Source organism: Geodermatophilus sp. FMUSA9-8, assembly GCF_037034165.1.
GTDB lineage: Bacteria > Actinomycetota > Actinomycetes > Mycobacteriales > Geodermatophilaceae > Geodermatophilus > Geodermatophilus nigrescens.
In genome coordinates this window covers 80,759-106,578 of the sequence record NZ_JBAGKE010000001.1, presented here as the reverse complement: position 1 = coordinate 106,578, position 25,820 = coordinate 80,759, and the positions used below count along the sequence as shown (strand labels likewise).

21 protein-coding genes are annotated in these 25,820 nt (G+C 76.4%); 6 read left to right on the top strand and 15 right to left on the bottom strand.

Annotated elements, in window-relative coordinates; translation table 11 throughout:
- Positions 1-18: 18 nt before the first annotated feature.
- Positions 19-1,158: a glycerate kinase gene (locus WA616_RS00485; RefSeq protein ID WP_336026311.1), complete on the top strand. Its 1,140-nt coding sequence runs from the start codon at positions 19-21 to the stop codon at positions 1,156-1,158.
- On the opposite strand, the gene WA616_RS00480 is transcribed toward WA616_RS00485, so the two are convergent.
- On the bottom strand, positions 1,131-1,793 hold the full coding sequence (locus WA616_RS00480) for a TetR/AcrR family transcriptional regulator (RefSeq protein ID WP_336026309.1): 663 nt from the start codon (positions 1,791-1,793) through the stop codon (positions 1,131-1,133). The genes WA616_RS00485 and WA616_RS00480 overlap by 28 nt on opposite strands.
- A 125-nt stretch (positions 1,794-1,918) precedes the next feature.
- On the opposite strand from WA616_RS00480, the gene WA616_RS00475 reads away from it, so the two are divergent.
- Complete coding sequence (locus WA616_RS00475; RefSeq protein ID WP_336026307.1) at positions 1,919-3,115, top strand: FAD-dependent oxidoreductase; 1,197 nt, start codon at positions 1,919-1,921, stop codon at positions 3,113-3,115.
- 36 nt (positions 3,116-3,151) lie between these two features.
- Here the strand turns inward: WA616_RS00475 and WA616_RS00470 are convergent, their stop codons facing one another.
- The 12 genes from WA616_RS00470 to WA616_RS00415 all read right to left on the bottom strand — a co-directional run bounded on the left by WA616_RS00470 (position 3,152) and on the right by WA616_RS00415 (position 17,788).
- Positions 3,152-4,330, bottom strand: a complete 1,179-nt coding sequence (locus WA616_RS00470) for an MFS transporter (protein WP_336026305.1) — start codon at positions 4,328-4,330, stop codon at positions 3,152-3,154.
- A gap of 94 nt (positions 4,331-4,424) precedes the next feature.
- Positions 4,425-5,363 (bottom strand): alpha/beta hydrolase, encoded by a 939-nt coding sequence (locus WA616_RS00465; RefSeq protein ID WP_336026302.1) that lies wholly within the window; start codon positions 5,361-5,363, stop codon positions 4,425-4,427.
- Positions 5,360-6,241 carry a Gfo/Idh/MocA family protein gene (locus tag WA616_RS00460; protein WP_336026300.1) on the bottom strand — a complete coding sequence of 294 codons (882 nt, stop codon included), beginning with the start codon at positions 6,239-6,241 and terminating at the stop codon, positions 5,360-5,362. Before WA616_RS00460 ends, WA616_RS00465 begins: the two co-directional genes overlap by 4 nt.
- Complete coding sequence (locus tag WA616_RS00455; RefSeq protein ID WP_336026298.1) at positions 6,238-7,743, bottom strand: glycoside hydrolase family 43 protein; 1,506 nt, start codon at positions 7,741-7,743, stop codon at positions 6,238-6,240. Before WA616_RS00455 ends, WA616_RS00460 begins: the two co-directional genes overlap by 4 nt.
- Positions 7,740-9,032, bottom strand: a complete 1,293-nt coding sequence (locus tag WA616_RS00450) for a C-glycoside deglycosidase beta subunit domain-containing protein (protein ID WP_336026295.1) — start codon at positions 9,030-9,032, stop codon at positions 7,740-7,742. Before WA616_RS00450 ends, WA616_RS00455 begins: the two co-directional genes overlap by 4 nt.
- A 2-nt stretch (positions 9,033-9,034) precedes the next feature.
- Positions 9,035-10,582 (bottom strand): GMC oxidoreductase, encoded by a 1,548-nt coding sequence (locus WA616_RS00445; RefSeq protein ID WP_336026293.1) that lies wholly within the window; start codon positions 10,580-10,582, stop codon positions 9,035-9,037.
- A 23-nt stretch (positions 10,583-10,605) separates the two neighbouring features.
- Positions 10,606-11,685 (bottom strand): Gfo/Idh/MocA family protein, encoded by a 1,080-nt coding sequence (locus WA616_RS00440; RefSeq protein ID WP_336026291.1) that lies wholly within the window; start codon positions 11,683-11,685, stop codon positions 10,606-10,608.
- 111 nt (positions 11,686-11,796) lie between these two features.
- On the bottom strand, positions 11,797-12,654 hold the full coding sequence (locus WA616_RS00435; RefSeq protein ID WP_336026290.1) for an ATP-binding cassette domain-containing protein: 858 nt from the start codon (positions 12,652-12,654) through the stop codon (positions 11,797-11,799).
- Positions 12,651-14,507 carry a dipeptide/oligopeptide/nickel ABC transporter permease/ATP-binding protein gene (locus WA616_RS00430; RefSeq protein WP_336026287.1) on the bottom strand — a complete coding sequence of 619 codons (1,857 nt, stop codon included), beginning with the start codon at positions 14,505-14,507 and terminating at the stop codon, positions 12,651-12,653. The genes WA616_RS00435 and WA616_RS00430 overlap by 4 nt, the downstream gene beginning before the upstream one ends.
- On the bottom strand, positions 14,504-15,445 hold the full coding sequence (locus tag WA616_RS00425; RefSeq protein WP_336026285.1) for an ABC transporter permease: 942 nt from the start codon (positions 15,443-15,445) through the stop codon (positions 14,504-14,506). Before WA616_RS00425 ends, WA616_RS00430 begins: the two co-directional genes overlap by 4 nt.
- Before the next feature lie 76 nt (positions 15,446-15,521).
- Positions 15,522-16,346 (bottom strand): hypothetical protein, encoded by an 825-nt coding sequence (locus tag WA616_RS00420; protein WP_336026284.1) that lies wholly within the window; start codon positions 16,344-16,346, stop codon positions 15,522-15,524.
- A 179-nt stretch (positions 16,347-16,525) separates the two neighbouring features.
- Entirely contained in the window at positions 16,526-17,788 is a 1,263-nt protein-coding gene (locus WA616_RS00415; RefSeq protein ID WP_336026283.1) for an ROK family protein, read from the bottom strand.
- A 173-nt stretch (positions 17,789-17,961) separates the two neighbouring features.
- Here WA616_RS00415 and WA616_RS00410 point away from each other — a divergent pair, with 173 nt between their 5' ends.
- The 3 genes from WA616_RS00410 (at position 17,962) to WA616_RS00400 (ending at position 23,235) form a co-directional block, all read left to right on the top strand.
- The gene (locus WA616_RS00410; RefSeq protein WP_336026281.1) at positions 17,962-20,853 is read left to right on the top strand and encodes an alpha-L-rhamnosidase; all 2,892 of its coding nucleotides are present in this window, start codon (positions 17,962-17,964) and stop codon (positions 20,851-20,853) included.
- A complete protein-coding gene (locus WA616_RS00405; protein WP_336026279.1) occupies positions 20,850-22,301 on the top strand; it encodes an MFS transporter in 1,452 nt (483 codons plus the stop codon). Before WA616_RS00410 ends, WA616_RS00405 begins: the two co-directional genes overlap by 4 nt.
- 73 nt (positions 22,302-22,374) lie before the next feature.
- On the top strand, positions 22,375-23,235 hold the full coding sequence (locus WA616_RS00400) for a helix-turn-helix transcriptional regulator (protein ID WP_336026277.1): 861 nt from the start codon (positions 22,375-22,377) through the stop codon (positions 23,233-23,235).
- Positions 23,236-23,252: 17 nt separating this feature from the next.
- On the opposite strand, the gene WA616_RS00395 is transcribed toward WA616_RS00400, so the two are convergent.
- Positions 23,253-24,233 (bottom strand): EamA family transporter, encoded by a 981-nt coding sequence (locus WA616_RS00395; protein WP_336026275.1) that lies wholly within the window; start codon positions 24,231-24,233, stop codon positions 23,253-23,255.
- A gap of 73 nt (positions 24,234-24,306) precedes the next feature.
- Here WA616_RS00395 and WA616_RS00390 point away from each other — a divergent pair, with 73 nt between their 5' ends.
- Positions 24,307-24,846, top strand: a complete 540-nt coding sequence (locus WA616_RS00390) for a CGNR zinc finger domain-containing protein (RefSeq protein ID WP_073419723.1) — start codon at positions 24,307-24,309, stop codon at positions 24,844-24,846.
- Positions 24,847-24,956: 110 nt separating this feature from the next.
- On the opposite strand, the gene WA616_RS00385 is transcribed toward WA616_RS00390, so the two are convergent.
- Positions 24,957-25,715, bottom strand: coding sequence for an IclR family transcriptional regulator (locus tag WA616_RS00385; protein ID WP_336026272.1), 759 nt, complete (start codon positions 25,713-25,715; stop codon positions 24,957-24,959).
- Positions 25,716-25,820: the final 105 nt, after the last annotated feature.

Below are 25,820 nucleotides of genomic sequence, written 5' to 3'. Positions count from 1 at the left end.
CCGGTGCATGATCCCGTCATGCCTCCGCCGGGACCGCGGCGCGTGCTCGTCGCACCGGACTCGTTCAAGGGGACGGCGACCGCCGCCGAGGTCGCGGCAGCGATCCGTGACGGCTGGCTGGCCGCGCGGCCCGCCGACCGGGTGACCCTCGCGCCCATGGCCGACGGCGGCGAGGGCACGCTCGACGCCTTCGCCGCGGCGGTGCCCGGTGCCCGGCGGGTGCCGGTGGAGGTCGACGGGCCCGACGGCCGCCGCGTGCCCGCTGCGTGGGTGCTGCTGCCCGACGGCACCGGCGTCGTGGAGCTGGCGGCGTGCTCCGGGCTGCCGCTGATGGGCCGCCCGGCGCCGTTCGCCGCGCACACCCTCGGCCTCGGGCAGGCGGTCGCGGCCGCGCTGGACGCCGGGGTGGACCGGCTGCTGCTCGGCATCGGCGGCAGCGCGAGCACCGACGGCGGCACCGGGCTGCTCACCGCGCTCGGCGCCCGGTTCCTCGACGCCGCGGGGCGGCCGGTCCCCCTCGGCGCCGCGGGGCTGGCCGCGCTCGACCGGGTCGACCTCGCCGCGCTGCGGCCGCCGCCCCCGGGCGGCGCGACCGTGCTCTCCGACGTCGACGCGCCGCTGCTCGGGCCGCGGGGGCCGGCCGCCGTCTTCGGCCCGCAGAAGGGCGCCGGCCCGGACGACGTGCCCGCGCTGGAGGCCGGTCTTCGTCGGCTGGCCGCGCTGGCCGGCGGCGACCCCGGCGAGCCCGGGGCGGGGGCGGCCGGCGGGACCGGCTTCGGCCTGCGGCTCTGGGGCGCCGCGCTGTCGCCCGGCGCGGCCGCGGTGGCCGCGGCGCTGGACCTGGCGCGGCTGGTGGCCGGGGCCGACGTCGTCGTCACCGGCGAGGGCCGCTACGACGACCAGACCGCCGGCGGCAAGGTGCCCGCGCACGTGCTGGCGCTGGCCCGCGCCGCCGGCGTCCCGGTGCTGCTCGTCGCCGGGAGCGTGGCGGCCCCGGCGACGCCGTTCGCCGACGCGGTCGCGCTGGTCGACGTCGCGGGCGGCGCGGAGCCCGCGCTCGCCGACCCGGTCCGCTGGCTGCGGGTCGCCGCCGGCCTCCTGGCCCGGCGGCTGCCGGACGCCGCGGCGGGTCAGGCCGGGACGGCACCGAGCAGGTAGCGCACCGCCGTCTCGCCGAGGCCCGCGACGAAGGCCTCGTCGTCCACCGGCACCGGCGTGGCGAAGCCGGGGCCGTAGGCGACCCGGATGACCGACGCGGCGAACACCGTGCCGAAGCAGGAGCGGACGGCGGCCTCCGCGTCGTCGTGACGGATCGCGTCGCGGACGCGCAGGACCACGCGGGCGAAGCCCTCGCCCAGCTCCCGGCTGTAGCGCGAGCCGCGGCGGCGCACCTCCGCGTGCGCGGCCGAGATCAGCACGACCGCGCCCAGGAAACGCTGGTGCCGCAGGGAGATGCCGACCGTCTCGGCCACGGCGGCCCGGACGAGGTCGGCCGGTGCGAGCCCGGCCCAACGGGCGTCGTCGGCGAGCACCTCCTGGTCGGCGCGCAGGCGGCCGATGCCGTGCTCGTAGACGGCGAGGAACAGCGCCTCCTTGGTGTCGACCCGCGCGTACAGCGCCCGCGGGGCCACGCCCGCGCGCTCGCACACCGCGGCGATCGTGAAGGCGTCGAGGCCGCCGTCCTCCAGCAGGGCCACGCCGGCGTCGAGCACGCGTCCCCACGCCTCCCGGCTGCGCCGCTGCAGCGGCGGCCGCACCTCCAGCGAGGCGTGTCCGTCCCCGCTGGTGTCCACCCGCACATCCTCCCCGAGCGCTCGGCCGGCTCCCTTGACACGCCGGTGACCGGCGCCACATCCTGTCGTCGCCCAACCGTAGTGATCGCTACGGTTCACCGCCTCATCCTCCCGGAGGACCCCGCATGACCACTTCCCCGCGCGGCCGTGTCGCCGTCCTCGGTGCCGGCCCCGCCGGCATGGCCGCCGCCCTCGGCGCGCTGAAGGCCGGCCACGACGTCGTCGTCTACGAGCGCTACCGGGAGGCCCGGCCGGCGGGCAACATCCTCAACCTCTGGCCGCCGCCGCTGAAGGCGCTGCGCTCGCTGGGCGTCGACACCGACGACCTCGGCGCGCCCACCGACTCGGAGTTCCGCAACCTGCGCGGCCGGGTGCGGGTGCGCGTGAGGCTGGACGACGAGGTCAAGCGCGAGTACGGCGGCGGCTTCATCGGGCTGCTGCGCCCCGAGCTCTACGAGCGGATGCTCGCCGCGATCCCGGGCGGGGTGATCCGCTTCGGCCAGCAGGTCGAGCGCATCGAGCAGGACGACCGCGCCGTCACCCTCACGTTCGCCGACGGCAGCACCGCCGAGCACGACGTCCTCGTCGGCGCCGACGGCATCGACTCGCTCGTCCGCCGCACGCTGTGGGGCGACGCGCCCAAGCGCGAGCACCGGCTGCACATCTTCGGTGGCTTCACCTTCGCCGACGTGCCCGGCACCGAGCCCCACCGCTGCGTGCTCACCCACGGCCCGACCGTGCAGGGCTCCTGGACCTCGATCCGCCACCACAGCCGGGACGGGCACCAGTGGTGGGTGCTCACGTCCACCGACCCGGACGCCCCCGCGCCGGCCGACCTCCGGGCGGCCGCCGCAGAACTCGCCGACGGGTTCCCCGCTCCCCTGCCCGGGCTGATCGCGGCCACCGGGCCGGGCGACGTGCAGCGCTGGGTGCTGCGCGACCGGCCCGCGCTCCCGCAGTGGTCGAGGGGGCGGATCACCCTGGTCGGCGACGCCGCCCACCCCACCTCGCCGTACGCGGCCTACGGCGCCGGGATGTCGATCGAGGACGGCTACTTCCTCGGCCGGGCGCTCACCGGCGTCGACCTCACCGACGCCGCCGCCGTGGCGCGGGCACTGCAGTCCTACGAGGACCCGCGCAGGCCGCACACCGCGCGGCAGGTGCAGCAGGCCTACCTGCTCGGGAAGGTGTTCCACCACTGCCCGGCGCCGCTGCGGCCGCTGCGCGACCTCGTCTTCGACCGGACGCCGTTCCTGCAGAAGGTCGCCGGCGACACCAACCCGCGCGAGATCGGCAAGCAGCTGGCGCTGATGACCGACTGACGGTCTCCCCGCGGTCGCCGTCCACCGGGCCGTCGCTCACCGGCGGGCGGCGACCCGGGGACGGCGGACGACGTCGACGCTCAGCGCCGCCCCGGCGGCCGCCACCGCGCCGGCGAGCACGAACGGCAGCAGGAACCCGCCCGCCGTCTCGGCGAGCCAGCCGCCCAGCGGCGGGCCGGCGAGCTGGGCGAGGCCGAAGGCGAGCGTGCACCGGCCGAAGGCGCCGGCGAACTCCCGCGGGGTGAGGGTGTCCGACAGGTGCGCGGCGATGACCGCGGGCAGGCCGGACATCGTCAGCCCGAACAGCAGCGCCGACGCCGAGGCCAGCGGCTCGGTGCCCAGCGGCACGAGCAGGATCGCCGCGGCCATCAGGGCGTAGCCGCCGACCAGCGTCGGTCCGCGGCCCCACCGGTCCGACAGCGGGCCGAACACGATGCCGCCGGCGACCAGGCCGATCCCGACGAGCGTGTAGACCGCCGACGCGTGCCCGGCGGAGAACCCGGCGTCGTCCTCGAGCGCGGTGACCAGGTAGCTGGTGTAGATCGAGTAGGCGAGTCCGTAGGCGGCGTAGCCGCCGGTCAGGCCGATCCAGCCGGGTACGCGGCGCAGGGCGCCGGTGCGCACGGGGGCGTCGTCGTCGCGGCGCGGGGCCGGGCGGAGCAGCAGCACGCACGCCACGAGGACGGCGACGGCGACCGCCGTCTCCACCAGGTAGACGGTGCGCCAGGACGCGTCCCCGGCCTGCGCGTGCAGCGTCCAGGTCAGCGCGCTGGCCAGCACGATGCCGCCGCCGATGCCGGAGCCCGCGACGCCGATCGCGGCCCCCCGGCGGGAGGGGCGGACGACGGAGCCGGCGAGCCCCGGCGCCGGCACCCAGATGAACGCCCCGCCCACGCCGGTGAGGGTGAGCCCGGCGGCCAGGCTGCCGGCGCCCGCGGCGGCCGACAGCAGGCCGAGCCCCAGCGCGCTGCAGGCCAGGCCGGCCTTGATCAGCGCGGCCGGCCGGGCGCGGCGGGACAGCGCGCTGACCGCCACGGTGCCGAGCAGGTAGGCGGCGACGTTGGCCGTGGCGACCAGACCGGCCAGCGCGTAGGAGCCGAGCAGGTCCCGGTCGATCGAGGGCAGCAGCAGCGCGTAGGAGAACCGGCCGAACGCCTGCGCGACGGCGGAGGCCAGCGCCACGAGCAGGACCAGCCCGCGTGGACGCACCCGCACGCCGCCACCTCCGCACCGCCGACGGACGGCGCCCGACGGCGCCGGGGCGAGTCCACCACCCCGGCGCCCCCGGCGGCGACCCGCCCGGCCGTGCTCAGCCGGGGGCGCCGGCCCGCAGCCCGTCCGCCAGGTACCGCACCGTGGCCGCGACGACGGCGTCCGGGTCGGCGCACCCGTCCCACCCGTGGCCGGCGCCCGGGATGCTCTCCAGCCGGACGTCGGCGCCCGCACCGCGCAGTGCGGCCGCCAGCCGCTCGCTCTGCTCGTGCGGGACGACGGCATCGGCGGTGCCGTGCAGCAGCAGGAACGGCGGCGCGCCGGCGTGCACGGAGGCCAGCGGGCTGACCGCCTCGCTAGTGGCCGCGTCGACCCCGTCGAGGAGCACCTCGAGGGGTGGGACGAGGTCCTCCGGCGGCAGCGCCGCCGCCACGTGCGGCGGGATCTCCAGCTCGGGCATGGTGGCCGCGTCGGCGACCCCGTACCAGTCCACGACGACGTCGACGTGGCTCGACGGGCCACGGACGCCGACGTCCCCCTCGAGGTCCGTGCGGTCCGCGGTCAGGCCCACCAGTGCGGCCAGGTGGCCGCCGGCCGACTCGCCGGCGATCCCGACCCGACCGGGGTCGATGCCGGTGGCGGCGGCGTGGTGCCGCAGCCAGCGGACCGCCGCCTTGACGTCGTGCAGCTGCGCGGGGAACCGGGCCTCACGGGCGTGCCGGTACTCCACGGACGCGACGGCCAGCCCGGCGGCCAGCAGCTCGTCGACGAGCTGACCGGGTCGCAGCACACCCGGCAGGGCGTGCCGGTTGCCGACCATCCAGGCCCCGCCGTGCACCCAGACCACCACCGGCGGCCGTGCCGCGGTCGCCGGGACCCAGAGGTCCAGCTCCAGGGCCCGGTAGCCGGAGACGGCCGCGTAGACCACGCCGGGGTGGTGCCGCGTCCCGTCGGCCCGGTGGTACGGGGTCGGCGGCGGCAGCAGGTGCGGGGTGAGGAACCCGTCGGGCGCGGGGGCGGTGGTCGCGTCGGTCATCGGGTCCTCCCGGTGTGGGCGTCGACGGCGGCCAGCAGGCGCTGCAGCCGGAGGCCGTGCCGCACGTCGGTCGCCGGCGACCGCCCGGCGGCCACGGCGGAGGCGAACTCGTCGGTGATCCGCCGCCGCACGAGCCGACGGTCCTCCGCGCCGGGGTCGGCGAGCACCACCCGGCCGTCGTCGGTGACCGCCTCACAGCGCAGCGGCCCCCGCGCGCCGGGGGTCGCGATCGACAGGGTGGCGGAGCTGACCGCACCACCCTCGTGCTCGAGCGTCACCGCGGTCACCGCGCCGGCGGTCACCGCGTGCACCACCGACGCGGGACCGGCGGCGGCCTCCAGGAGGTCGAGCACGTGCGGGCCGACGTCGTACAGCGCCCGGTCCGGACGGCGCCACGCCGTGGCGAAGGGCGAGCCGGGGCACGCCGAACTGCCGACGAACTCCGCGGTGAGCACACGCGGCCGGGCCCGCGGCACCTCCGACAGGAAGGCGTCCACCGCCGTCGTCCACCGGTTCGTCAGCAGCAGCTGGGTCACCACCCCGGCGGCGTCGGCCGCGGCGGCGACGCGCTCGGCGTCCTCGACGGTGAACGCCAGCGGCTTCTCCAGCACCAGGTGCCTGCCCGCCCCGGCGGCCACCGGAGCGAGGTGCGCCTGCACGTCCGGCGGTACCGCGAAGGCGACGGCGTCGCAGGCGTCCAGCAGCGCCCCGAACCCGTCGAACGCCGGGACGCCGAGCCGGCCGGCCAGCTCCCGCGCCGCCGCCGGGCGGCGGGCCCAGACCCCCGCGAGGGTGGTGGCCGGGCCGGCCGCCAGCATGGGCCCGGTCGACATCGCGGCCCACGGCCCCGCGCCGACCAGGCCGACCCGGAGGGTCACCGGGCCCAGGGCTCCGGTCCCGCGGGTCCGCCGCCGACCACCGCCGGGTCGTCGGACCCCGCGTACTCGAACGAGCGCAGGACGACGGCGCCCCGGGCGCACCAGACGCCGACCAGCCGCCCGGTCATGCCGCCGGCGACCTCCGTCGACACGTACCGGCCGTCGACCTCGCCGAGCACCTCCAGCCCGTCGGGACCCTCGACGCCGGCCAGCACCCGGTCCGGTCCGCGGGCCGTGGAGAACTCGTGGCCCTCGGTCGGCGCCATGCGGAAGCCCAGCTCGACCTCCCCGTCCACGGGGCGCTCGCCCAGCACGTGCCGGACGTCGCCGACCGCCCACACCGCCCGCACGACGCCGCCGTCGACCTCGAGGTCGAGGGCGTGCCGCGGGTCGATGCGGACCGACAGCCCGCCGACCCCGTCGACGGACACCCGCGCCCGGGCCCGGGCGTACAGGTGCTCCTGGCGCCGCCCCGCGAAGCCGGGCCGGTCCCCGACCGGCCGGACGAGCCGGCCGCCCTCGGCGTGGGAGAGGACCTCCTCGGGGAAGGCCGAGGCCGCCACCCAGGACGGCGGCAGCTCACGCCCGGACAGCTCCTCCCGCACGACGGCGTCGGCGGCCGTGGCCGGCTCGACGTGCCCGGTCACCACCGGCCAGCCGTCGCGCCACCCGATCTCGTCGGCGAAGGTCTCCCGGCCGAGGACGTGCCACTCGGGGCTCGACCCGCGGGGGCGCACGCCGTGGTAGACGAGCGCCCAGCTGCCGTCCGGGCGCTGGACCAGGTCGGCGTGCCCGGTGTTCTGCACCGGCAGGTCGGTGCCGCGGTGCGTGACCAGCGGGCCGTTCGGCGACGCCTCGAAGGGGCCCTGCGGCGAGGGGCCGCGGGCGATCGTGACGGCGTGGCCGCGCTCGGTGCCACCCTCGGCGATCAGCAGGTACCACCAGTCGCCGATGCGGTACAGGTGCGGGCCCTCGGGGAACTTGCCGCCAGTCCCCGACCATATCCAGCGGCGCTCGGTGAGCACCTCGCCGGTCAGCGGGTCGATCGCCGACTGCACGATGCCCTCCCCACCGTTCGGGCCGAAGCCGGCGTAGGTCATCAGGCAGGTGCCGGCGTCGTCCCAGGCGAGGTCGGGGTCGATGCCGATCGCGCCGGGGATGCGGACGGGCTCGGACCAGGGACCGGCGGGGTCGTCGGCCCACACGAGGAGCTGGCCGCCCTCGTCGGACCAGTTGGTCGTGATCATCCAGAAGCGGCCGTCGTGGTACCGGAGGGTCGGCGCGAAGACGCCGCCGGAGGGCCCCGCCGCGGACACGTCCAGCTGGGACGGCCGGTCCAGCACGTGCCCGGCCTGCTCCCAGGAGCGCAGGTCGTCGGAGCGGAACAGCGGGACCCCGGGCGCGTACTCGAAGCTCGAGGTCACGAGCCAGTAGGTGTCCCCCACCCGGCAGATCGACGGGTCCGGGTGGAACCCGGGGACGACCGGACGCTGGCCGCTCACCGGGCGGCCAGGGTGCGCAGGAGCGCGTGCTGGCGGCGGACCTGGTCGGCGCCGCGGTACGGCTCGCGCCGGCCCTCGTACTCGCTCGACAGCCAACCCGACCAGCCGTGCTCCTGCAGCGTCGGGACGATCTGCTCCCACGGCACGTGCAGGTCGCGCAGGTCGTCGTCGACCTCGGCGAACTTCGCCTGGATGAAGTGCACGTGCGGGAGCACCTCGACGAGGTCGGCCATCGGCACGGCCAGCGGCCGCAGGTGCTCGGGCACGTCGCCGCCGTCGCCGGCGCCGATCTCCTCCGAGAGGTCGAGCACCGGCGCGGTGTTGAAGATGCCGGTGTCGATGAGCAGCTTGAAGTGCTTGCTGCCGGTGCGCTCGATCAGGTCGAGGTAGCCCTGGGTGACCGGGTGGCGGATCGGCGTCGGCGCGTGGATCTCCGGGCAGATGACGACGTCGAGGTCGGCGGCGAGGTCCAGGGAGCGGAGCACGGCCTCCTCCCACACCGGGTGCGGGTCGAGCTGCCATGAGGTGACGCCGAACTTCGGCCGGACCGAGGTGAAGCCGAGCCGGTGCGCCAGGCGCAGGTCCAGCTGCAGCTGCGCGGCGGCCTCCTCGGCGGTCAGGGCCCGATCGGACCACATCTCGGTGTCCACCCACGACCCGTAGTTGGTGGCGGTGAGCCCGTACCGCGCCAGCAGCCCGTGCCAGGTGTCGATCCACGCGGCGTCGGGCGAGGGGTAGCCGGGCACGTTGCCCTCGCCGAGGATCTCGATCCCGGTGGCCCCGAGGTCGGCGACGTCGGCCAGGACGTCCTCCAGCGTCATCAGCGTGTAGACGTCCCCGGAGTAGCTGTAGGTGGAGACGCCGAAGCGCAGGCCGCCCTCCGGCGCCGGCGGCACGACGACGGCCTTCGCCTCGGCGGTGAACGTCGTCCGCGAGACCATCGGCGGGAAGTAGGGCCGGCGCAGGTAGACCACGACGCGGACGTCGTGCACGCCGGGCGCGAGCCCGCCCGGCCTCGGGACGGTGATCGTGGCCGGCTCGTCGAGCTGCCAGCGGACGTCGGTGGTGGCCCGCAGCTCGTCGAGGGTGTACGTGCGGCCCTGCAGCGTCCACAGCGGGACGGAGTCGGGCACCGTCTCGCCGTCGACGGTGACCTCGACACCGTCGAGGAGGCTCGCGGCGACCCCGCGGTAGTTGGGGTTGCGCAGGACGAGCTGGAAGCCGGTGACCCTGCCGTCCTCGACGACGTTGCGGAACCCGCGGCCCTGGATGACGTTGCGGTCGAGCACGGTCAGTTCTCCTCTGCGGTCAGCGCGTCGGCGATGTCGCGGGCCCCGCCGACGGCGAGGGCGACCGCGGTGAGGGTCGGGTTGCAGGCGATCGGGGTCGGGATGACGCCGTTGCCGGCCACGTAGAGGCCCTCGACGTCCCAGACGCGGGAGGTGGGCGAGCACACCGACGTCCCGTCGTCGGTCTCGCCCATGCGGACCGTGCCCTGGTAGTGCAGCGAGGCGCCGGGCGGGAAGGTCAGCGGGTCGCGGTCGTCGAGCGGCTCGCCGAGCGCGGCGGCGGCCCGCCGGACGGCGTCCCGGGCGGCCGCGATGGAGGCGTGGTCGGCGTCGGTGAGCCGGTAGTGGATGCGCATCGCCGGCATGCCGTAGGGGTCGGCCTCGGTGTCGGAGAACTCGACCCGGTCGGACTCCTGCAGGTCCTTGGCGCAGAACCAGCCGAGCCCGACGATCGTGCCCGGCTCGGGCTCGTCGTCGTCGGCCAGCGGCACCGGGGAGGCGTCGAGCTGCATCACCTGGCCGTGGAAGGGGTCCTCGTCGGTGTAGGGCACCCAGCTGACGCCGCTCTGCGCGACGATCCGGGGCTGCTCGCGCGGGTCGACGTCGGCCTCGGGCCCGGAGTCCACGTCCCGGAGCCGGACGGCGTAGACGGTCTGCGGCTGGTCGTTGAGCCAGCGGCCGAGCGCCCGCGGGCGGACGCCGGAGGCCCACAGCAGCTGCGGGGTGCGCAGCGCGTCGGCCGCCACGACGACGAAGCGCGCGGCGACCTCGTGCTGCGCGCCGTCCTGCAGGTCCTGCACGCGGACGCCGCGCGCCCGGCCGCCGGCGACGACGACCCCGGTGACCAGCGCCTCGGGCACCAGGGTGAAGTCGGGGTTGGCGCGGGTGGCGTCGCCGAAGACGACGTCGGAGCCCGACCAGGTGACCCGCCCGTCCTCGTGCCGGACGACCGCGAGCGGCATCGGCCGCACCCGGCGGTCCTCGGCGCGCTCGGGGTCGAGCGCGGTGCCCAGGCGCTTGCGCACCTCGGAGGCGAAGGGGGCGTCGTCGAAGGCGTGGGCGTCGACGCTGAGCAGCCGCTCGCCCTCGGAGAGCAGGTCGTCGAGATCGGGCAGGAAGCCGATGCGCTCCCGGCCGCCCGGGCGCGGGCAGGCGCCGGTCCAGTGCGCGCCCATGCCGCCGACGTTGCTCGACATCGCCGCCCCGGGCAGCCCGTCCTCCCCCGGCTGCCGGTAGCCGGACGCGAGGAGGAAGGTGCCGGGGCGCACCAGGCGGGGGGCCTCGCTGGCGTAGCCCTCGTTCGTGTCGGTCGGGGTGTCGGCGGCCAGCGGCGCCGGGCCCTCGCTGCGCCGTTGCGCCTGCGCCCGCTCCCCCGGGTCGGGGATGTTCTTGACGTGCACACCGGGTGGGTCGGCCAGCAGCGGCCCGACCTCGAAGACGGCGATCGTCGCGCCCGGCGCCCGCTCGCTGAGCACGCGCGCGTACGCCGCCCCGCTGGGACCGCTGCCGACGATGGCGACGTCGACGCGTTCGGGGAAGGTCCTGGTCATGGCTGTTCTCTCTCCGGTGCGGATCAGGCGGGGACGTCGATCCACCGCGCGGACGCGGCGGACTCGAGGACGGCGGCGGTGATGCGAGCGGCGCGGACGCCGTCGGCGAAGGTGGGCAGGCCGTCGGGCGCGGTACCGGCGACGGCGGCGTGGGTGTCGGCGACGAAGGCGTCGAAGCAGTCCTGGTAGCCCTGCGGGTGGCCGGCCGGGACGACGGAGTAGCGCTCGGCGGCCGGGTGCCCGCTGCTGCCGCGCAGCAGCTGCCGGTTGACCTCGCGCCCGCCGATCCACAGCGAGTCGGGGTTCTCCTGGTCGAAGCACAGGCTCTCGGCCGCGCCGTCGACGGAGAACCAGAGCCGGTTCTTCCGGCCGGGGGTCACCTGGCTGACGGTCAGGTTGCCCACGGCACCGCGGTCGGTCTCGAAGAGCACGACGGCGGCGTCCTCGGTCGTCACCGGCCGGCCGCCGCGCTCCGGGTGCACGGTGAGCGTGCGGGCGGCCAGCCGGGTGATGCGGTGGCCGGAGACGAACTCGACGAGGTCGCACCAGTGCACGCCGATGTCGGCGAAGGCGCGGGACGCCCCGCCGGTGGCGGCGTCGACCCGCCAGTCGTCGTCGGAGCCCTCGGCCAGCCAGTCCTGCAGGTAGGAACCGTGCAGGAGGCGCACCGGGCCGGCGGTGCCCTCGGCGACGCGGGCGCGGACCTCGCGCACCGTCGGGTAGAAGCGGTAGACGAAGGGCACGGTCGCCGTCACGCCGGCGGCGGTGGCGAGGTCGAGCAGCTCCTGCGCCTCGGCGACGTCGACGGCGAGGGGCTTCTCGCACACGACGTGCTTGCCGGCGGCGACGGCCGCCCGGACGAGCGGCGCGTGCGACGCGTTGGGCGTGCAGACGTGCACGACGTCGACGTCGTCGGCGGCCAGCAGCTCCTCGACGGTGTCGGTGGCCGACTCCGCGCCGATCCGCTCGCGGCCGGCCCGCGAGGACTCCGGCGTCGAGCCGGCGACGCGGGTGACCACGCCCCCGTGCCGGCGGACCGCGCGGGCGTGCACGGTCCCCATGAAGCCGACACCGACGATGCCGGCCCGGATGCGATCGGTCACGGATCCGTCCTCCTGTGCGTGCTGTGGGCCCGGTCGAGGGCGCGGTCGGGTACGCGGGCGGCCCCCGGCCGCTCGCTGGTCTCGTGTGCGGGGTGCTGTGGGTGTGGCCGATCAGCCGGGAACGGCTGCCTGGGCCGCGGCGAAGCGGTGCCGCTCGGCGCGGCGCTGTGCCTGCCGCGCGGGGTCGGGCACCGGCGCCGCGAGGAGCAGGCGCCGGGTGTAGGGGTGGTCGGGAGCCCGGGTCACCGCGGCGGCGTCGCCGGTCTCGACGAGTTCGCCCCGGTACATCACCGCGACGCGGTGGCTGATGTGCCGGACGACGGACAGGTCGTGGGTGACGAAGAGGTAGGCGACGCCGGTGCGCTCCTGGATCTCGATGAAGAGGTCGAGGACGCGGGCTTGGGTGGACAGGTCCAGCGCGCTCACCGGCTCGTCGCAGACGACGAGCTTCGGGTCGCGGGTCAGGGCGCGGGCGATGGCGATCCGCTGCCGCTGGCCGCCGGAGAACTCGCGGGGCAGGCGGGACGCGGCGTCGGCCGGGAGGTGCACCTGGTCGAGCAGGTCGCGCACGCGGCGCCGGGCGTCGGCCCGGGAGGACCCGGTCACCAGCAGCGGCTCGGTGAGGATGTCGCCGACGGTCATGGCCGGGTTGAGCGACGTGTACGGGTCCTGGAACACCACCTGCACGTCCCGGCTGAGCGCCCGGCGCTGCCGCTTGCCCAGGTTCGAGACCACGCGGCCGTCGAGCCGGATCTCGCCCCCGGTGACCGGCGTGAGCCCGAGGATGGCCCGGCCGAGCGTGGTCTTGCCCGAGCCGGACTCCCCGACCAGGCCGAGCGTCTCGCCGGCACCGATCCGGAGCGAGATGCCCTTCAGCACCCGGACCGGGGGCCGGCGCCAGCCCTTGACGGGGTAGTCGACGACCAGGCCGTCGACCTCGAGCAGCGGGGTGGGGGACGCGGTGCTCATCGGGGACCTCCGGACGGCATCGGCTGCGGCTCCGGTGTGGCCGCGATGTCCTCGGGGTGCAGGTCGGCCACCGTGAGGCTGCCCCGGGCCGGGGTGTCCTCCAGCGTGGACCCGAGCAGCATCCGCGTGTACTCGTGCTGCGGGTCGGCGAACAGGTGCTCCGCCGGGGCGGACTCGACGATCCGGCCGTCGCGCATGACGGCGACGGTGTCGCAGACGTCGGCGACGACGCCGAAGTCGTGGGTGACCAGGACGACGCCCATCTGCCGCTCGGCCTGCAGCTCGCGGACGAGGTCCAGCACCTCGGCCTGGACCGTGACGTCGAGGGCCGTCGTCGGCTCGTCGGCGATCAGCAGGTCGGGGTCGCAGGAGACGGCACCGGCGATGAGGACGCGCTGCGCCATGCCGCCGGACACCTGGTGCGGGTAGGAGGCGAAGACCCGGGCCGGGTCGGGGATGCCCACCCGGTCGAGGAGCGCGAGCGCCCGGGTGCGCGCCTCGGCCGCGGAGATGCCGAGGTGGTGGCGCATCGGCTCGGTCAGCTGGGACCCGATGGTGAACGACGGGTCGAGGTTGCTCATCGGCTCCTGCGGGATGTAGCCGATGCGCCGGCCGCGCAGCCGGTTCATCGCCGCGGGCGGGAGGCCGCGCAGGTCGGTGCCGTCGAAGGTCATCCGCGCCGCGGAGGTGCGGGCTTGCGGCGGCAGGAGCCCCAGCACGGCGAAGGCCGTCTGCGACTTGCCCGACCCGGACTCACCGACCAGCCCGAGGACCTCGCCGCGCCGGACGGTCAGCGAGATCCCGTGCACGACCTCCCGCTCGCCGCCGTCGGGCGTGGGGTAGGCGACCCGCAGGCCGTCGAGCACGAGGAGCGTGTCCGGATCGGCGGGAGCCGCCGGGGCGGCCCCGTCCGCCGCGGCCACGGGCGGCGCGTCCGTCCGCTGCCGGCGGCGGACCCGCGGGACGCGGCCGGAGACACCGAGCGCGTCGCGGAGCGCGTTGCCCAGCAGGCTGAAGGCGGTGACGGTCACCACGATGGCGAGCGCCGGCCACAGGAGCAGGCGCGGCTCGGCGTAGATGTTCTGGAAGGCGTCGCTCAGCATGCCGCCCCAGCTGGCCTGGTTGGCCGACCCGAGGCCGAGGAACTCCAGCCCCGCCTGGATGACGATGGCGATCCCGAGCAGCTGTGACACCTGGATGACCGTCGGCGGGATGACGACGGGGAGCACGTGGCGGCGCATGATCCGGGCGTCGGAGAGCCCGGACACCCGGGCGGCGTCGACGAACAGCTCCTCCCGGACGGCGATCACCGAGGACCGGACCAGCCGGAACACCCCCGGCGCGATGATCACGCCGAAGACGGCCATCGCCAGCGCCGTGCTGCGGCCGAACTGGGCCAGCACCACGAGCAGCACGATGATCGCCGGCAGCGCCATCAGGAGGTTGGCCACCCAGCTGGCCACCGCGTCGAAGCGGCCGCGGTAGTACCCGGCCAGCACACCGGCCGGGAGGCCCAGCAGCAGCGACACGGCGACGACGATCAGCGAGCCGACGAGGCTGGTGCGCGCGCCGTACAGCAGCTGCGCGAGGACGTCGCGGCCCACGCCGTCCGTGCCGAGCGGGTGGTCCCCGCCGAACGGGGCCAGGGCCTCGGTGATCTTCGAGGCGGTCGGGCTCTGCGAGGTGAGCAGCGGAGCGGCCAGGGCGAGCACGGCGACGGCGACGAGCCAGACCAGCGCGCCGACGGCGACCGGGTTGCGCAGCAGCCGGCGGACCGCGCCGGCCCGGGCGGGCGCGGCGTTCGCGTCGACGGGGGCGGCTCCGGCCGGACCGGAGTCGGACAGGATGCTCATGCGATCCGCACCTTCGGGTTGAGCCAGCCCAGCGCGAGGTCGACCACCAGGTTGACGACCACCACGACCACGACGGCCACCACGACGATCCCGAGGACGAGGGGCACGTCGCCCTGGCCGGCGGCGGACGTCGCGCGCTCGCCGAGGCCGTTGAGGCCGAACACCTTCTCGATGACGACCGCACCGCTGATCAGCGCGATGAACTGGAGGGACAGGACGGTGAGAGAGGCCGGGGCGGCGTTGCGCAGGGCGTGCTTGAGCAGCACGCTGCGGGCCGGCAGGCCGCGGCTGCGCAGCGTCCGGACGTAGTCCTGCTGGAGGACGTCGATCATCGAGCCGCGGGTCTGCGTGGCCACGGTGGCGATGGCCCCGATGGCCAGGGCGATGGCCGGGAGGGCGATGGAGGCCAGCCATGCCCCGGGGTCCTCGGCGAGCGGCGTGTAGCCGAGTGCCGGGAAGAGTCCCAGCTCGACGGCGAAGACCAGCGAGAGCAGCAACCCGACCAGGAAGTTCGGGACGGCGAAGGCCACGGTCGAGATCGTCTGCAGGAGACCGTCGAGCCAGCCCCCGCGCACCGCGGCGACCACACCCAGCGCGATGCTGACCGCGGCGGTGAGCACCGTCGCGGCGATCACCAGCGACAGGGACACCGGCAGCGCGTCCCCGATCAGCCCGCCGACCGGCGCGTTGGTGAACCAGGACGTCCCGAGGTCACCGCGCACGGCACCGGTCAGCCAGTCCCAGTAGCGCTCGAGGACGGGCCGGTCCAGGCCGAGCTCGGCCGTCTTGGCCGCGACCTGGTCGAGGCCCGCGGTGGGCCCGAGGATGCGGCGGGCCGGGTCGGAGCCGGTGAGGCTGGTGAGGAAGAAGGTCAGCGTCGCGATGACCCAGACCAGCACCACGCCGGCGCCGAGGCGGCGGAGCAGGAAGAGGAGCACGGTCGGCCTCCGGGGCGGGAGAGGGGACGGACCGCCCGTGCCGGCGGGAGGAGGCCCCGCCGGCACGGGCGTCTGGTCAGCTGCCGGCGGGCTCGAAGCCGGTCAGCGGCGGGACGCTCACGCCGGGCACCGCGGTCACCGCGACGTCGGTCGTGGTGATGAACGTGCCCTCCGCGGCGTCCCAGGGCGCGAACCACGCCTGCTCGACGAGGTGGCGGTTGAGCTCCTGCAGCGCGGCGGCCTGCTCGTCCCCGCTCGCCGCCTGCGCCTGCTGCACGAGGCGGTCCACCTCGGGGTCGGCGCTCTTGAAGGGGTTGAACGGCGACTGCTGGGTGAGCGTCAGCCCGATCATCTCGAACGGCGAGCCGGCGGTGAGGTTGAAGAAGTTGGCCGGCCACTGGCCGCCGATGATGCTGCCGACGACCTGGTCCCCGGTGATCGGCGCGTAGGTCACCTCGATGCCCAGGGACGAGAACGCCTCGGTCATGGCGGCCTGCTCGTCGGGGTAGACCGGGGAGAAGTCCGGCAGGGTCATGGAGAAGCCGTCGGCGTACCCGGCGTCGAACGGCGTCCCGTCGCTGAAGATGACGTCGTCGCGCAGGGTGAGGCTCAGTCGCGTGTTGCTGTCGTCGTAGGACCACTCGGTGACCAGGTTCTCGACCGGCTGCCCGTCCTCGTCGAGCTCGAGGAGCGTGTCGTAGACGGCCTGGTAGTAGTGGTCCTCCGGACCGCTCTGGGCCATCTCGCCGATCGCGAACGAGCTCGGCGGCGTCACCGCGGCCAGGGTGAGCCGGTCGCCACCCTCGGCGCCGGAGCCGGAGCCCCCGCCGGAGGACCCGCCGCAGGCGGCGGTGAGGAGCAGGACGGACGCGGCCGTGGCCGCGACGAGGGACCTTCGCATGGGTTCTCCCGGAGGGGCGGGACCGGGGACGGTCCCGGGCGGCGGGCGGCCGCAGTGGCAGAGGAGGCGGTGCACGGAGGCGGTGCGGGGCGGCGATCCGGTCGGACGCGCCGTGGTGACCTGTGGGGCGGGTCACGCCCTGCCGCAGACTTTAGTGCCGTCGGCACATATGTCAACCCTCACTGCCCGGCGACGCGCTGGAGCGGGACCGCGTGCCCCAACGGCGACCCGTTCTCCACCCAGAGACCCACCGACGACGGGTCGAAGAGCTGCTCGACCGCCAGCAGGGCGGCACCGGTCACGCCCTCGCGGAAGTCCAGGGACGCCGGCCGGATCGCGAGGCGCTGCCCGGCGAGCCGGGTGACCCGGCGGCGCACGGTCTCCTCCAGCGTGCGGACGACCGCGTCGCCCACGCGCAGCGCGCCGCCGCCGACGACCACCGTCCCCGGGTTGACGAAGTTGACCAGGTTGGCGACGGTCATGCCGATCACCCGGGTGGCGCGCTGCACCAGCTCGGAGGCCAGCGGGTCCCCGTCGCGGGCCGCCATGCCGACGTCCTGCGCGGTCAGCTGCCCCCGCTCGGCCAGGCGGGCGGCGAGCGCGGGGCTCTCGTCCAGCCGCGCCGCGGCCTGCCGGACGAGGCCCCAGCCGGAGGTGATCGCCTCGAGGCACCCGGTCTGCCCGCACCGGCAGGTCAGCGAGGGGTCGTCGGTGACCTGGACGTGCCCGATGTCGCCGGCGGCGCCGGTGTCGCCGCGGAACACCGCCCCCCGGGACACCAGCCCGGCCCCCACGCCCTCGTCGGCCAGGACGTAGAGCAGGTCGCGCCCGTCGCGCGGCTCCCCCCGGTGCCACTCGCCCAGGGCCATGAGGTTGACGTCGTTGTCGACCCACACGGGCGCGTCGTAGCGCTCGCGCAGCCACGACCGGACGCTGAACCCGTCCCAGCCGGGCAGGATCGGCGGGTCGACGAGCCGGCCGGTGGCGAAGTCGACCGGCCCGGCCACGCCGATCCCGAAGGCCCAGGGCTCGGTGCGCGTCCGGCGGGAGAGCCGGGTGAACAGCCGGTCGAGCACCTCGAGGGTCTCCTCCGGGCGGGAGGCGGCGTCCCAGTCCTCGTGCAGGGTGGCGAGGAGGGTGCCGTCGAGCGTGGCGACGCTGGCGTTCATCTCCGTGGCGCCGACCATGCCGGCGTAGACGTGCCCGGCCTCGGACCGGAAGCGCAACAGCCGGGAGGGCCTCCCCCCGGCCGACGGGGCGAGGTCGCCGTCCTCGAGCAGCCCGACGTCGATGGCCTGCTGGACGCGCTGGGTGACCACCTTGCGGCCGAGGCCCGTCTGCTGCTCCAGCGCGGGGCGCGTGAGCGCCCGGCCGGTCCGCACGAGGTTGATCAGCCGCCCGTGGACGTAGGCGTCCTGGGGTGACGGGGACGAACTGCTCATGACCGACCTCCTGGAGACGCCTCCTCGCGAGGCATATGCTCCGATGGAACAAAACTACGTCGTTTCGACGCCGCCGGGAACCGTGCGGCGGGAGGCCATCCTCCCGTCCGGGATCCCGGGTCCGCCCGTCACCGCCGGGTCGTGTCCGGCCCTCACCTCCGGGAGCACCCGCGATGCCCTCTCCCACCGTGCCCTCCCTCGCCGTGCCCTCCCCCGCCGTGCCCTCCCCCGCCGTGCCCTCCCCCGCCGTGGTCGACCTCCGCGCCGGCCGCCGCCGCGACGGGGTCCCGTGGACCGACTCGCCCGCACCCGTCCTGTCCTGGCGGACGGAGACGGCGGCGCCGTCCTGGGACCAGGCGTCGGCGTCGGTCGCCGTCACGTGGCTCGACCGCGGCGGCGCCCGGGAGTCCGTCGAGCTGGCGGGACCGGACTCGGTGTGCGTCCCCTGGCCCTTCGCGCCGCTGCGCTCGCGCGAGCGGGTGGAGGTCGAGGTGGCCACCACGGGCACGGACGGGGTCGTGTCGGCGGCGGCGCGGATCGGGGTGGAGGCCCCGCTCCTCGACGGCGGGGACTGGACCGCGTCGTGGGTGTCCCTGCCGGACGCGCCCGAGGACGCCCCCGGGCAGCTGCGGACGCGGTTCTCCGCCGCCGCCGCGCCCGTGCGGGCCCGGCTGTACGTGACGGCGCTCGGCTCCTACGAGGTCGAGCTCAACGGCGTCCGGGTGGGCGACGAGGTGCTGGCGCCGGGGTGGACGAGCTACCGCGACCGCGTCCTGGTGCAGACGCACGACGTCACGGACCTGGTCCGGCCGGGCACCAACGTGCTCGGCGCCTGGCTGGCCGGGGCGTGGTTCACCGAGCGCTACGGCTTCTTCGGCCGCGCCACCCGGGCCTACGCGGGACCGGCCGCGCTCCTGGCCCAGCTGGAGCTCACCCACGCCGACGGGACGCGGCAGGTCGTCGCGACCGGCCCGGGCTGGGAGGGGTCCATCGCGGGGCCGCTGCGGTCGAGCGGCATCTACGCCGGAGAGGAGTTCGACGCGACGCGGCACGACCCGGCGTGGTCCACGGCGTCCGGCGCGGCCGACGGGTGGGCGCCGGCCGCCGTCGGGGACCTCGACCCCGCGGTCCTCTCCCCCGCCGGCGCCGAGCCGGTCCGCCGGGTGCTGGAGGTCGCCCCCGTCGCGGTGACCACCTCACCGTCGGGTGCGACGGTCGTCGACTTCGGCCAGGTGCTGGTCGGCCGGGTCCGCATCCGGGTCCGCGGTCCCCGGGGGCACACGGTCACGCTGCGGCACGCGGAGGTGCTCGAGGACGGCGAGCTCGCCACCCGCCAGCTCCGGTACGCCTGGTCGGTCGACCGGTACACCCTCGCGGGCGGCGAGCAGGAGACGTGGGAGCCGCGCTCCACCTTCCACGGCTTCCGGTACCTGCAGGTGGACGACTGGCCGGGCGCGCTCGACCCGGCCGACGTGACCGCCGTCGTCTGCTCCTCCGACACCCGGCGCACCGGCTCGTTCACCAGCTCGTCCCCGGTGCTGGACCGCCTGCACGAGAACGTCGTCTGGAGCACCCGCGGGAACTTCCTGTCCATCCCCACCGACTGCCCGCAGCGCGACGAGCGGCTCGGCTGGACCGGCGACCTGCAGGTGTTCTCCGGAGCGGCCGCGACACTGGTCGACTGCGACGCCTTCCTGGCCTCCTGGCTCACCGACCTCGCCCTCGAGCAGCGCCGCAACGGCGGCGTGGTGCCGATCATCGTGCCCACGGCGATGGCCGAGGACTCCGAGGGCGTCGTCGCCGCCTGGGGCGACGCGGCCACCGTCGTGCCCTGGACGCTGTACGAGCGCTTCGGCGACCGCGACCTGCTGGCGCGCCAGTACCCGAGCATGCGGGCCTGGGTGGAGGTGGAGCTCGCGCAGGCCGACGACGACGGGCTGTGGACCCGCGGCTACCAGCTCGGCGACTGGCTCGACCCGCGGGCGCCGGCCGACCGCCCGCGGGAGGGCCGCACGCACCCGTCGCTCGTGGCGTCGGCGTACCTGTTCCGGTCCCTGGACCTCGTCGCCCGGACGGCCGGCGTCCTCGGGCACGGGGAGGACGCCGCGCGCTACGCGGGGCTGGCCGAGCGCACCCGCCGGTCCTTCACCGACACCTACGTCACCCCGCGCGGGCGGATGGTCTCCGAGGGCCCGACGACGTACGCGATGGCCCTGGTGTTCGGCCTCGTCCGCGACCCGGACCTGCGGGCAGCGCTCGGCCGCCGGCTGGCCGGGATCGTGCGAGAGGACGGCTACCGCATCGGCACCGGCTTCGTCGGCACGCCGCTGGTGATGGACGCGCTGTGCGCGGCCGGGCAGACGCACGCCGCCGGGCGGCTGTTGCTGCAGACCGAGGCGCCCTCGTGGCTCTACCCGGTCACCGTCGGCGCCACGACCGTGTGGGAGCGCTGGGACGCGCTGCTGCCCGACGGCTCGGTCAACCCCCACGAGATGACCTCGTTCAACCACTACGCCTTCGGCGCCGTGGTCGACTGGCTGCACCGGGGGCTGGCGGGCCTCGCGCCCGCCGCGCCGGCGTACCGGCGCATCCGGGTGGCGCCCACGGTCCTGGACGGCCTGACCTCGGCGCGCAGCGAGCTGTTGACCCCGTACGGGCCGGCGTCGGCCGGCTGGGTGCTCGACGGCGGCCGGGTGACCGTGACGGCCGTCGTCCCGCCGGGCGCGACCGCGGAGGTGGTCCTGCCCGACGGCTCCACCGACGACGTGGGCTCCGGCGAGCACTCCTGGACGGTCCCGTGGTCCCCGCAGCGGCCGGAGCCGGTGCTCGCCGGGCTCGACACCGACCTCGCCGACCTCGTCGACGACCCCGAGGCGCTGACCCTCGTGCGCGAGGTCCTCGCCACGCACGACCCGGGACGGGCACGGGCGTTCGACGGCGGCCTCCGCTACGAGGCCGGCTCGACGCTGCGCACCGCCCTGCTCTTCGCCGACCCGGCCGCGCTGGACGCCGTCGGGGAGGCGCTCACCGGCCTCGTCCGGGAGCGCTCCGGGATGGCCCGGTGAGCGGTCCGGCTCCGGTCGGTGCCGCGGTCGAGGAGGCCCCGCCCCTCGACCCCCGGCGGTGGAGGGCGCTCTCGATCCTGGCGCTCGTGCAGCTCATGCTGATCCTGGACACCACGGTGGTGAACGTGGCGCTCCCGACGATCCGGGACGGCCTCGGCTTCACGACCGCGGGTCTCGCCTGGGTGGTCAACGGCTACGCCCTGGCCTCCGGCGGCCTCCTGGTCCTGGGTGGCCGGCTCGGCGACCTGCTCGGGCGGCGACGGGTCTTCCTCGCCGGCGTGACGCTGTTCGCCCTCGCCAGCCTGGCTTGCGGCCTGGCCGTCGAGCCGTGGCAGCTGGTGGCCGGGCGGTTCGCCCAGGGTGCCGGCGGGGCGCTGGCCGCCCCGTCGGCGCTCGCGCTGGTCGCGCTCCTCTTCCCGGACGCCCGCGAGCGGTCCCGGGCGCTGGCGGTGTGGGGCGGGCTCACGGGGATCGGCGGCACGGCCGGCGTCCTGCTCTCGGGGGTCCTCACGGACCTCGCGAGCTGGCGGTGGGTGTTCCTGCTCAACCTCCCGATCGCGGCCGCGGCGCTGCTCCTCGTGCCGCGTCTGGTGCCCTCCCGCGCCCCGGCCGGGTCCCGCCCGCTGGACCTCACCGGCGCGGTCCTGGTCACCGCCGGCCTGGTCCTGCTCATCGACGGGCTGCTGCAGCTCGGGGACGGCGCCTCCTCCGCCCCCGCCGTCGTCCTGCGGCTGGCCGGCGGCGCCGCGCTGGTGCTCGCCTTCCTCGCCGTCGAGGCGCGGGCGGCCGCACCGCTGGTCCCCCTGCCCTTCTTCCGCGACCGCACCCGGGCGACCGCCTACGGCGCCACGGTGGTCTCGGCCACCGCCATGGCGTCGGTGTTCTACCTGCTCACCCTGCACATGCAGGGTGTCCTCGGCTGGTCGCCGCTGCGCATCGGCCTGGCCTGGGTGCCCTTCGGCGGGGCCATGCTGGCCGGGGTGTCCCTCGCGGGAGCGGGGGTTCGTCGGGTGGGCCTGCGCTGGGTGCTGGTCGCCGGGTTCGCCGTGTCCGCGGCCGGGCTGGCGGTGCTCGCACAGATGGGCACCACCGCCACGTTCACCGCCGACGTCCTCCCGGGGACGCTCCTGCTGGCCCTGGGCCTCGGGCTGAGCCTGCCCACCGTCCAGGTCGCGGCCCTGCACGGCACCACCGACCGCGACGCCGGGCTGGCGAGCGGCGTGCACGCGACCGCCTCGCACCTCGGCGGGAGCGTCGGCCTGGCCGTCTTCGTCGCCGTCGCGGTGGCGCGGTCGGACGCCGGGCGCGCCGACGGGGAGCCGCTCGCGGCGGCAGTCGCGGCCGGGCACTCCCTGGCCTGGTGGGTCGCGACGGGCCTGCTGGTGGCCGGTGCCGTGCTCGCCGCGGTGCTCGTCCGCCCGAGGGAGGGACCGGCGGTCCGTGGATGAGCGCCGCCGGCACCGGTAGGAACGACGGCGGGACCCGCCGCGACCCGCGCCGGGACCCGCGAGTGGAGGCGACGTGATCGACCGGGCCGGGCTGGCGGACTTCCTGCGACGACGGCGGGAGGCGCTGCAGCCGGAGGACGTCGGCCTCCCCCGCGGGCAGCGCCGGCGCACGAGCGGGCTGCGGCGCGAGGAGCTCGCCGTCCTCTGCCACATGTCCACCGACTACTACACGCGGCTGGAGCAGGAGCGCGGGCCGCACCCGTCGGAGCAGATGGTCGCCGCCATCGCGCAGGGCCTGCACCTGTCCCTGGACGAGCGCGACCACCTGTTCCGGCTGGCCGGGCACCGGCCGCCCGCCCGCGGCACGGAGGGCGAGCACGTGAGCCCCGGCCTGCTGCGCATCCTCGACCGCCTTGGCGACACCCCGGCGGAGATCGTCACCGAGCTGGGCGAGACGCTGCGGCAGACGCCGCTCGGGGTCGCGCTCACCGGCGACGCCACCGAGCGCACGGGGCCGGCGCGCAGCCTCGGGTACCGCTGGTTCACCGACCCGGCCACCCGTGCGCTCTACGCCCCGGAGGAGCACGCGTTCCTCTCCCGGCTCTACGCCTCGGGCCTGCGCGAGCTGGTCACCCTGCGCGGCCCCCGCTCACGCGCGGCACGGCTCGCCGAGCGGACCCTCGCGGAGAGCGAGGAGCTGCGGCGGCTGTGGGACGCGCACGAGGTCGGCCTCCGCCCGCGCGACGTCAAGCGCTTCGTGCACCCCGTCGTCGGCCCGCTGGAGCTCTCCTGCCAGTCGCTGGTCGACCCCGACCAGTCGCACCGGCTGCTCGTCTACACCGCCGTCCCCGGCAGCGAGACCGCCGAGCGCCTGCAGCTGCTGGCGGTCCTGGGGGCGCAGGCGGCGCCGGAGCAGCGCGCCGTCCCGGGCTGAGCGGCACCGCCACCCGGCTACGGCGCGGCCGGGGCCTCCCGGGTCGCCGGGACCGGGTCCGGGTCCGGGGACGGGTCCGACACCGCGGGCGGCCGCTCGCCCACCCGCACGAGCACGATCCCGGCCAGCACGACGACGCCGCCGACGAGCTGCACCGCCCTGGGCTGCTGGCCCAGCGCCAGCCAGGCGGCCGCGACGGCGAAGAGCACCTCGCTGAGACCGACGAACGACGCCACCCGCGACCCGAGCCGGCGGACGGCGGCGATGCCGGTGACGTAGGCGAGGGCCGCCGCCACGAGCGACAGGCCGAGGACCGGCACGAGCCAGCTGGTGGACCACCCGGCGAGCTCCACCCCGGCGGACGACGTCCGCCACGGCACGACACCGACCAGCGCGGCCGCCCCGACCACCAGTGCCCCCACGGCCAGGCCGGCCCACGCGCTGACCAGCGGCGGGAGCGCGCCCTCGGTGCGGGCGGAGAGCAGGAAGTACGCGGCCAGCCCGCACGCGGCGACGAGGCCCCACAGGACGCCGAGCGGGTCGAGGCGGGCGCCGGAGACGACGTCGAGCACGAGCACCAGGCCGGCCAGCGCGACGACCACGCCGGCGCCGGTCAGCGCGGAGGGCCGCTGGCCGTGCAGGGCCCAGGTCCACAGCACGACGACCACGACGGCCGAGTACTCGAGCAGCAGGGCCACCCCCACCGACAGCCGGCCGACGGCGAGGAAGTAGGCCAGCTGCGGCAGCGCCACGGCGAGCGCGCCGTAGCGCAGGACGCCGAGGACGTCGGCCCGCAGCAGGTGCCAGCGGCCGCGCAGCGCGACGACGGCGGGCACGGTCATGACGAGCGCGGCGATGCCGAGGCGGGCGGTCACCGCCGCCCCGGCGCTCCAGCCGGCGTCCATCAGGGCGGTGGCGAACACCCCGCTCGTGCCGAAGGCGGCCGCCGAGAGCAGCGCCAGCAGCAGTCCGACCGCTCCGGTCCGGCGTCCGGGCACGACGACCTCCTCCCGTCAGGAGCGATCGTCCGTACACTCCTGACGCCGAGACCGTAGCGTAGTCAGGACCGACATGCTCTTCGCTCATGACACGGAGGTGGCGCTCGCCGCCGCCGCCGCGCTGGTGAACACCTCCGCGGACGGCACCGAGCGCCTGCCCGACCCGCCGGCGCTGGCCGCGTTCCTCGACGAGTGGCAGTTCACCGGCAGCCGCGTCGGCGACGACGCGGAGCTCGCCGCGGTGCACCGGCTGCGCGCCGTCCTCGCCGGCGCCTGGACAGCCGGGGAGGACGAGGTGGTCGAGGTGGTCAACCGGCTGCTGCGCGAGGGCCAGGCGCTGCCGCAGCTGGTCCGCCACGACGGCTGGCCCTACCACCTGCACGCGACCGAGCCGACCGCCTCGGTGGCCGACCGCATGGGCGTGGAGGCGGCGCTGGCGGTCGCCGACGTCGTCCGCTCGGGCGCCCTCGACCGGCTGCGCCGCTGCGCGGCCACCGGCTGCGACGACGTCCTGGTCGACCTCACCAAGAACGCCGGCCGGCGCTTCTGCGGCACCGCCTGCGCGAACCGCTCGCACGCGGCCGCCTACCGCGCCCGCCGCGCGACCGGCTGACCGCAGCGGGGACTCCCCTGCGCCGGGTGTCGACCTGTGGTCGCCTCCCGGTGCGGGAGACGACCGCAGGTCGACACCGGGCGGGACGACGGGAGACGCGGCCCGGCGGGTCAGGGCCGGGCGGCCACCGGCAGGGACCGGCCGATGCCGCGCGCGGCGGCGAGCAGCACCGGCACGGCGGACGCCGCCCGGTCGTCGTTCGGGACGATGACCGACAGCGCCGCCACCACCTCCCCGAGCCCGTCGCGCACCGGGACGGCGACCCCCGCGGCGTCGGCGTGCACGAAGCCCGGGAGCAGCGCCCACCCCTGCCGGCGCACCTGCGCCAGCAGTGCGCGCAGCTGCGCCGGGGAGCTCACCGTGGCGGCGGTGAGACGCTCGAGCGGCCGCGCCAGCACGCGCTCCTGCACCTCGGCCGGGGCGTGCGCGAGCAGCACCACCCCCGACGACGAGACGTGCACCGGCAGCCGCCCGGCGATGCGGGAGAAGTTGACCACCGCGTCCCGGGCCGAGAGCCGCTCGACGAACAGCACGTCGTCGCCGTCCCGGACGGCGAGCTGCGCGTGGTGCCCGACGACCGCGTGCAGGTCCTCCAGGTAGGGCATCGCGGCGTCGCGCAGCGAACGCGTCGGCGAGGCGCGGGCCGCCAGCTCCCACATCCGCACGCCGATGCGCACCCGCCGGTCGGGCGTGCGCTCGAGCAGGCCGTGGTCGGCGAGCCGGGCCACGATCCGCGACGCCGTCGCCACGTGCAGCCCGGCGTGGCGGGCCACCTCGGTGACGCCGAGCTCCGGCCGGTCCGGCGTGAAGGCCTCGAGCACCCGGACGGCGCGGTCCAGCGACGACTCACCGGTCGCGACCCGAGGCACGCCCGGACTCTCGTCCATTGAGACGACGTTGTCCACGTCACAGCCGGGCCCGTCACCCTGCCGGTGTGACCGCCGCCGTGTCCGCGCCCGTCCCCGCGCCCGCCT